The organism is Streptomyces sp. NPDC007164 (assembly GCF_040634135.1).
In the GTDB taxonomy this organism is placed as follows: Bacteria; Actinomycetota; Actinomycetes; order Streptomycetales; family Streptomycetaceae; genus Streptomyces; species Streptomyces sanglieri.
On sequence record NZ_JBEYFB010000104.1, the window covers coordinates 1 to 8,275 of the forward strand.

Here is an 8,275-nt window from a genome sequence, read left to right on the forward strand (position 1 = left end):
GCAGGCCAGGATGATCCGGCATCGCAAGGCCCACGCCTGTGGCGTGGAGCGACGCCGCACCCACCCCTCAAGTGCAGCCCTTTCCTCATCCGACACTCTTAACTCGGCCTCCGGCCGCCCGGTCCGCGCCATGAGACAAGCCTATACATCTGAACGGAATCCCTGACTCAGGACACTAGTGACCTGGTTTTGAGGTCGTGGGTCGCCACGTGAGGCGTCTTCTGTTTCAGGTTGCGGTGTTCGCCTGCGGCAGGTCACGCGTTCGCGCTGTCCTGTGAGCATGGGCGATACCCGGCTGGAACCTGTCGTGCTGTCGGAGGCCGAGCGGCTGACGCTGGAGAACTGGGCCAGGCGCCGCTCGACCGCGCAGGGACTGGCCGTTCGCGCACGCATCGTGCTGGCGTGCGCGAACGGCCGGAACAACACCGTTGTCTCCAGCTGGCTCGGAGAAACCGCTAGGTGCACTGCCTGAGCACCATGGCGCTGCCCCAACTCCCTGACACTGACGATGCCGGAAGCACCCAGACGGCGCTGCTGCCTGCGGGAGGCTGCTACCAAATGCGTGAAGTCGGCTCAGCGAGGGCCGGGCATGATGGCCGGGACACGTGTTGCGAGGAGCAGGTTCTCGTAGGTGTGGTGGCGGCGTGTGGTGGTGCGGTGGTGCAGTAGGTCGGCCGCGCGGGCGTGTTCTCCCGTGTCGATGAGGGCGCGGGCGAGGGTGTCCTGGATGATTTCGCGCTCCACCCGTACGCCGCCGATCCGCTCGGCTTTATCGCCCAGGCTGCTCAGCAGGTTCACCGCCTCGCGGGGGCGGCCTGCGGTGATCTCCGCGAGTGCCTGCACCACGGGGGCCAGAATTTCGTGGTAGTCGGGGCGTGCGTCGGTGGCGGACCGGCGGGCGAGGATGTGCAGATCGTCGGTCGCGCTCTCCACGGCCAGGGCCAGGGCCAAGTTGAAGGTGTGGAAGACCTCCGCCATTCCGCCCGGTGCGGCGAGCAGTACCCGGATCTGGTCCGGATCGCTGCGGCCAGCCGGGGACTGCCCGGCCAGGAGCAGGCGCCAGTTCGTCGCGGCCCTCATGCCGACATCCGTATGCGCCAGTGCCGTGTCTGCCCGGCGGCGCGCGTCCGGGAAGTCTCCGCAGGCGATGGACTGCAGAACGGCGTGCCAATTCAGGTGCCGTGACTGCACGGCCTGCGGGTCTTCCCGCAGCCACTGGTCCAGGAAGTCGGTGCAGGCTCGGCCGGCCCCGAGTTCGTGTTCGGCGTGCGCCAGGGCATGCGCGGCCACACCCGAGCGGGGATGGAGAGCCAGGGCCCGTCCGGCCAGTTCGTGCGCCTCGCGTACCCGGCCCTGCTCCGCCCTGGCCGAGGCCAGCCAGCTCATCCACGGCCAGCTCTCCGGGCCGGCCATCGCCGCCTGCCGCTCCATCAGAGCATCGCCGTGCGCGCGGTAGGCGGCGTCCCCGCACTCAAAGAACGCGCCCATCATGAGGCCGGCCAGCTCATCGGCGGGCCACCGGTCGAAGTGCTTCACCAGGTGGTCGGCCGTCAGCCGGTACTGCCGGTGTGTGTGGAGGAACACCCCGTACACCAGGCTCGCCTCGCGCTCACCGACGGCCGACGCATCCCGGTGGGCGATCACCAGTTGTTCCTTCAGGACCGCGTCGTTCCAGCGTTCTCCGGTCGCCAGCGCCAGCAGCGCCCGCGCCACACCGCAGTCCGGGTCCGATCCGGCCCACTGGCGCAACAGGGACAGCGTCTGCCCGCTCAGGCAGAGCAGAGCTTCCACCGCCCGCCGGTCCACCGGTGTGCACCCTGCTGCTCCGCTCACCGTCGTCCGCCCGATCACCGGCCCGCTCACACGCTGGACCCGAACAAGGCTGTACAGACGATGCCACTGTTGCCGCAGTGGTTGCGCGGCAGGCTCAACGGCAGGCCGGCCTGATTGCCGCTGCCCACCCCGCCCCCGGCCACCGTGGCACCCACGGCCCGAGCACCGCCTTCGGCTTGATTCACGCAGGTGTTGCCGAACACCGCGTTCCCGATCCCGATCACGCCCGCGTGAGCGGCACTGGCCGGAAGCAACGCCGCCCCCGCCACCGCGCTCAGCACTGCGGCCCGCACACCCGCACGCCCCGCGCCGCCGATCGCTCCCCGCGTCTCCACACCCATCGCGCTCCTCCTTCGTCCGGGACCCGAAACCGCCATCCGTACAAGCCCTACCCGGCCGGACAAACCCGGGCCGCACTCCCACCAACGACAGAGTCCGTCCCCCGACACGCACACACCGCTTGGAGCTACAAATAGCCCATTCTCCTGCACAGGAGCACGGAGCTGTGGCGTTGCTTCCCTCCCTCCCCAGACCGGATCGCCCTGGTCAATAGCCTGCCCCTTCCCGGCGCCCACGGACACTGAGCAGGGTTCTACGGCAGGAGTTGGCGGCCTGTGTCTCTCCCACCCGCAGTCGCAGACGACCTTAATCACGGTTGCTCGTGGACGGCCGCCGGGCCCGTCCCCCGAGCAGCCACCCCGACCCGAGCCGCTCCATGTCGTCGAACGCAGACTGGGTGCACCGTCGGCCGCAGCACGCTGTGCTCCCCCTGCGGGGCAGGCCTGGCCCCCCCGCGAGCTCCTGGCCTTTGCCACGGCGCACCGCGCGGCGTACGTCCGCCGGGCCTCCTCCCGTTCCACGCCACGGCGGCCGGCCACCGGGCATAGACCTCGGCACGGGCCCGGTCCAGCAGGGTGGCGGCAGCGGGCCTGACCTGGATCCGCATCGGACCGAAGGGGGCTGCGGGAGGCTGGTACGCCGGTCCGCCCGAGTTCCACGGGGTGGTCAACCCGTTCGAGACGCCGTGGATGGAGGCCGGCCCCGGCCGGCTCACCATCACCCGCGACGGCGCCATCGTCCCACCAGGGCCGCCACGCCCTGGCCCGCCCCCGACACCGCCGAACCGCGGATCACCACCGCGGCCGGGCGGACAGAGCTTTGGGCTGGGCCATCGTCCAGAACGCGAGTACGCCTCCGCCGAAATGAGCGCCGTGGAACAGAAGGTCGTCGCCCGGGGCGCGAAAATCGCCACCCGCCACAACCAGGAACAGCGCCGGCGCGAGGCAGTGAGGGAGCAGAGGAAAGCCGACCTGGCCTCGGACCGCTCGCAGAACCAGGTGGGGATGTCGAGCGTAGGTCATCAGCGGCTGAGCGTTTCGTCGGCGGCACTGGTGGCCATTCATATTCTGTGTTTGTGGATCTCAGCGAACGCCATTGCGGCGGGCGCAGACCGTCTGATATCGGGAGTAGCACGCGGATATAGGAGTGTGAAGGGTTGTTCGATCGATGCTTTGCGTTTCCGGACGAATTACCAGTGGCGCGGCCGGCTGACCGAGCGCGTGTGGGAATCATCGGTGGCGGGTTGGCAGGGCTGGTCTCGGCTTATGAACTCCAGCGGCGTGGGGTGGATGCCGTGGTCTATGAGCGGGCCGAGCGCCCCGGGGGGCGGGTGCGCACGCATCGGTTCTGGGACGATACCTACGCCGATGTGGGCGCGATGCGCATTCCCGGGAATCACGAATGTGTGCTCCACTACGTGCGCGAGTTCGGGCTGCAGACTCGCCCCTTCATCAACATGAACCCGGATGGGTACTACCATCTGCGCGGCCGGCGGGTGCGATTAAGTCAAGTGCAACAGCTATATCCGGCCTACGGTCTCGATGTCACCGAACAGGATGGACCGAGATCGTGGTTGGACCGTGTACTGCGTACAGCGTGGGATGCACTCACCCCTGCGCAGCAAATGAGTGTTCTGGAGGGCACCTGGCAGGACGCGGCCCTGGACGAGTTGATGTCGACCTCGTTGTGGCAGTTCGCACGGCGGCAGTTCTCCGAGGATGTCTGGGAGTTACTCGGGCATGCCAGCGGACTGGTGCACTACGAACACGCTTCTCTTCTTGAGGTGCTCGTCGATTACTTCGGTCTCTTCCACGCTGCCCCCCTCGAAATCGTTGGCGGGATGGACACGCTGGTCTGTGAGTTCGCACGGCGTCTGAGGCCAGGAACACTGCGTCTGTCCACGCGTATCGACGCGGTGCATCTGCTCTCCGACGCGGCACGGATCAGTGGTCAGTGTGTAGGCCGACCCGTCGACGAGACATACGATGCCGTGCTGGCCTGCGTCCCGCTGACCTCCCTCGACCAGATCGCCATCACCCCGGGGCTGCCCCATCGGCAAGCGCAGGCTGTCCGCAGCCTCACCTATACGAGCAGCACCAAGTCCCTTGTGCACCTCCGTCGGCGAAGCTGGGAACTCGACGACGGCATCTACGGCGGCGGGAGTTTCACCGATCTCCCCATCCAGCAGTGCTGGTACCCGTCGGACAACGCCCGCGTCACCCCCGCTGTCGGCGGGTCTTCACCGCAGCGGCTGACCGCCCGGAGTGCGGAGCTTTCACACGAGCCAGGGGTACTCACGGGCGCCTATCTCTGGGGCCCGCACGCACGGCGGTTCACCACGCTGGCGCCTGCGGACCGCGACCGGATCGTGATGCGAAGCCTGGAACAGTTACATCCGGGCATCTGCGACGACATCGACGACATCCTGCACTGGGATTGGGACAACCAGCCCGGAATGAGCGGAGGGTCTTTCGCCTACCTCGCTCCAGGGGAGCACACGAGATATCTCGACGGCCTTGCGACGCCGCACCCGGCGGGCAATCCCCGTCTCTTCTTCGCAGGTGAGCACCTCTCAGCCGCCCATGCCTGGATGCAAGGTGCTGCCCAGTCCGCGCTTCACGCGGTCGGCCACTTGCTCGATCGTCTGTACGCAACGGCGGAAGGGCTGGGCAAACAGCGCACGGAACGCGAAGCGGATGACCTCATCAGACAAGGAGCGACGTCATGAGTACGCAAGGCAACGAGAGCAGTCGCAACCGTCTTCCTCTGCGCATGGCCGACCTGCACGAAGCGTTTCTCGCTCCTCACGGCACACGCGAACGCATCGGCCTTGAAGTCGAAGCAGGTGTGCTTGACGAGACGACCGGTCTCGCCGCTCCTTACGCCGGGCCACACGGCTTGGCCGCCCTCCTGCACCAGGTGTTACGGGAATGGGGCGGTTCACCGCAGTGGGCCGGAGACGTCCTGACAGGAGTTCACCTTCCGGACGGGACGAAGCTGACGCTAGAGCACGGCGGTCAGTTGGAGTACTCATCCCCTCCCGCAGACGACCTCGTCACTCTGGTGACAGCCATGCGCGTCACCATGGAGGCCCTGGCCGCTCTGGCGCAGCAGCACGGGCTGGCCATCGTTCCCGGGGGAAACCTCCCCTTCAATCGAGTCGGCACCGCCACCTGGGTGCCCACCGTGCGCGGTGGCGTCATGCGAACGTACTTCGCCGGCCTCGGGCCGGAAGGCGAGGGCGCACCGCACATCATGAAGCTGTCGACCTCGACCCAGACCACGCTGGACCACCTTTCCGAGGACGACCTGGCCTCGAAGCTGCGTGTTCAAGTCGCCGCCTCGCCCGTCGTCGCCGCGCTGCTCGTCAACTCACCGCTGTACGCCGGACACCTGGACGGCGTCCTTTCCCACCGCTGCCGCGACTGGCTCCGCATGGACCCCAGGCGAGTCGGTTCCCCGCGCCCCGCGCTGCGGACCCCGCTCACGGCGAAGGCCCTCACCGACTGGGCACTGAGCATGCCCATGATCTACCGCCGTGGCCCCAGCGGCTACTGCCTTGCTGGACCGCGGACATTCGCAGACCATCTCCGCGACGGTTTCGACGACGGCACCGCTCCTCATTGGGAGGACTGGCTCTCCCACCTCGACCAGATCTACACCACCGTCCGCGTACGTCAGACTCTGGAGACCCGCGCGCCCGACGGCCCGCCGTACCCGCATATTCCCGCCGTGCCGGCCCTGTGGACCGGACTGACGTATCACGCGCCCTCGCGTGCGGCTGCCTGGGAGCTTCTCCGGCACTACACGCCTGATGAGAGCAACGCGGCGCAACAGGCCCTGCCCACAGCCGGACTGGCCACCCGTCTGGGCGGAGACAGCGTTCGTGACCTGGCCTGTCACCTGCTCGGACTGGCACGCGCGGGCCTGCAGGCCCGCATCCACGCCGGGCTCGAACAACCCCAAGCGCTCGCCTTCCTCGACCCGCTCAACGAGATCCTGGACACGAACGAGACCTTCGCCGAGCAGACCGCCCGTCGCTGGCAGACGACCCACCACAACGACCCCGCCCGCTACATCACGGCTCATCGGATCCCACCCGCCACCTGATGCAGATCCCGGTCGAAGGCGGCGTCCAGATGGCTGGCACAGGTTGCTCGCTCAGCCCTGATGGCCAGCTGTGTCCGGGTCGGGGCCGATGCGGCCGCCGTTGCCGAGGGCGGTGATGTCGCGCAACTCCTGCGGGCGTTTTGCCTGGGCGGGCGTTGAGTTCGCCAGCGACGGCGTCCAGGTCGTCGCGGGTGTGGACGTCCAGGTCGGTGCCTTGGGGAAAGTACCGAAGCCCAACCCGTTACAGATGGTTGCACGTCGGATACCGTAAGTCATTATTCGGGAAGGGTGATCCTCCCGAGCAGCAATGCTGCCGGAATGACGAAGACCACCGGCCGGAAGAGCCCCGCCGATCCGGCGGGGCTCTTCGATGTCCTGCTCCTCAGCCGCCCGGCCCCCTCGCGCTGCTTCTGGCCGTAGAGGGCGGCGATTTCCGCGGCCAGGGCGAGAGCGGCCAGAACGCTTCGTGCGCGCACAGCAGTCTCCAGAGGATGCGGAGGCAGCCGCTATCTACGGCTTCTCGCAGCAGACTGCCGCAACGTACAGATCCCGCTGCCTCTCAACACGCGCGGACAACCCCAGTCGGATTTCACCCGCTCAGGGCCGACAGTGAGCCTTTTCCATCTTGATCAGCTGGCGAGTTCGAGGGCGACGACAGCTCGGACGACGGCTGTGATCCGGGTGGTGCTACAGCGGAGCTTCCGCAGGAGCCGCCAGAACTTGAGGATCGCTATGGCGCGTTCACCGAGGCTGCGGATCTTCGCGTGGTCCCGGTTGTGACGTCGGGGCCAGCCGCGCAGGTGCTTGCCACGGATCGGGACACGGATCGCAGGGCCGGCGCCTGGTACGCCTTGTCGGCCCAGCACTTGATGTCGTCTGTGGCGAGGGCGGCGGGAATGCCGTGGGCTCGCGCCGCGGTCAGGTCGTGTGTGGCTCCCGGCAGTGCGTCCGAGGCCCAGATCAGGCGTCCGGCGGGATCGGCGAGGATTTGCACGTTCATCCCGTGGTGTTTCTTCTTCCCGGAGTAGTACGGCTGGTCGGCGGCGATGCGATCGATCGGCAGCACGGTGCCGTCAAGGATCACGTACGCCTTCTTCCGGACAGTCGTCATGGCCTGTTCCAGCGTGGGCGGGAGGGCTGCCAGGAGGTCGACGGCCTCGCGTATGTAGCGGTAGGCCGTGGCGATCCCGATGCGGAAGCCTGCGGCGAGATGGGCGTAGGTGTCGCCACAGCGCAGGTGGGCCAGTTCGAGCAGGGCCTGCCGGCCGCAGGTCAGGCGACGCCACCGGGAGCCGGTCCGACGGCGGTGACCTGCGAGGAGACCGGAGAGGTGTTGCAGGGTGCGGTTGGACAGATCGATGTTGGACGGGTGGACAAGCACGCGAAAGCTCCTGGCGGACTGGTGATCTTGGTCGTGAACCCGTCTACCAGGCGCTTTCTTCATGCCCGTCACCGGGGCTGCCGGCCCAACCACCCGTCAGGTTGGAAGAGGTTCACTGCATCTTGGAACCCGCTTTGCCCCGGTCCACGGGGCTGGGGCCTGTGAGTTCGCCCCTTTTCTGGCCCGTACGTGGGCGGAGTCGAGGACCACGCGGGTCAGGTCGAGCAGTCCGCACTCGTCGATGCGGTCGAGCACCGCCTCGTGCAGCCTGCCCCGGACACCGGTTTTTATCCCCGACTCCTCCTCCCATGCGAGCCCACCAGTCTCAACGCCACTTTGGAAACAGCTTCTGGAAGACGGTCAAGAACAACTCCTGATGGACAGCCGAGCCCATCCGGGTAGTAACTCCCGGCCCGGCATCGCCTCCAAGACCGGGAAGCGTCATGGGCGCGAGAGTGGCCCTCCGCCCCCCTTCGCCTGAGGCCCAACAGAAATGACCCTGGCGAAGCTGCTCCGTCGGGTCTGTACAGCGAACGGTGGGACTCGGTTGATTGTTTCTACCGGCGTCCGGCGGTGAGTCGGCCGTCGAAGGTGATGTCGAAGGCGTTGAGT

General features: G+C 67.5%; 6 protein-coding genes and 3 pseudogenes. 3 read left to right on the forward strand and 6 right to left on the reverse strand.

Annotated features, from left to right (window positions below):
* Nucleotides 1-280: 280 nt before the first annotated feature.
* Nucleotides 281-436: pseudogene (locus tag ABZ622_RS41290) on the forward strand (IS630 family transposase); the annotation flags it as partial.
* A 137-nt stretch (nt 437-573) separates the two neighbouring features.
* Here ABZ622_RS41290 and ABZ622_RS41295 read toward each other — a convergent pair.
* Both ABZ622_RS41295 and ABZ622_RS41300 read right to left on the reverse strand, forming a co-directional pair.
* Nucleotides 574-1,863: a hypothetical protein gene (locus ABZ622_RS41295; protein ID WP_360552410.1), complete on the reverse strand. Its 1,290-nt coding sequence runs from the start codon at nt 1,861-1,863 to the stop codon at nt 574-576.
* Entirely contained in the window at nt 1,860-2,174 is a 315-nt protein-coding gene (locus ABZ622_RS41300) for a chaplin family protein (RefSeq protein ID WP_360552412.1), read from the reverse strand. The genes ABZ622_RS41295 and ABZ622_RS41300 overlap by 4 nt, the downstream gene beginning before the upstream one ends.
* A gap of 1,220 nt (nt 2,175-3,394) precedes the next feature.
* Here ABZ622_RS41300 and ABZ622_RS41305 point away from each other — a divergent pair.
* Both ABZ622_RS41305 and ABZ622_RS41310 read left to right on the forward strand, forming a co-directional pair.
* Complete coding sequence (locus tag ABZ622_RS41305) at nt 3,395-4,900, forward strand: NAD(P)/FAD-dependent oxidoreductase (protein WP_360552414.1); 1,506 nt, start codon at nt 3,395-3,397, stop codon at nt 4,898-4,900.
* A 44-nt stretch (nt 4,901-4,944) separates the two neighbouring features.
* Entirely contained in the window at nt 4,945-6,282 is a 1,338-nt protein-coding gene (locus ABZ622_RS41310) for a glutamate-cysteine ligase family protein (protein WP_360552420.1), read from the forward strand.
* Nucleotides 6,283-6,333: 51 nt separating this feature from the next.
* On the opposite strand, the gene ABZ622_RS41315 is transcribed toward ABZ622_RS41310, so the two are convergent.
* The 4 genes and pseudogenes from ABZ622_RS41315 to ABZ622_RS41330 all read right to left on the reverse strand — a co-directional run.
* The gene (locus ABZ622_RS41315; protein ID WP_360552416.1) at nt 6,334-6,558 is read right to left on the reverse strand and encodes a hypothetical protein; all 225 of its coding nucleotides are present in this window, start codon (nt 6,556-6,558) and stop codon (nt 6,334-6,336) included.
* Nucleotides 6,558-6,758: a hypothetical protein gene (locus ABZ622_RS41320; RefSeq protein ID WP_360552418.1), complete on the reverse strand. Its 201-nt coding sequence runs from the start codon at nt 6,756-6,758 to the stop codon at nt 6,558-6,560. The genes ABZ622_RS41315 and ABZ622_RS41320 overlap by 1 nt, the downstream gene beginning before the upstream one ends.
* Before the next feature lie 153 nt (nt 6,759-6,911).
* Nucleotides 6,912-7,663: pseudogene (locus tag ABZ622_RS41325) on the reverse strand (transposase family protein).
* A 121-nt stretch (nt 7,664-7,784) separates the two neighbouring features.
* Nucleotides 7,785-7,945, reverse strand: a pseudogene (locus ABZ622_RS41330) (IS5/IS1182 family transposase); the annotation flags it as partial.
* Nucleotides 7,946-8,275: the final 330 nt, after the last annotated feature.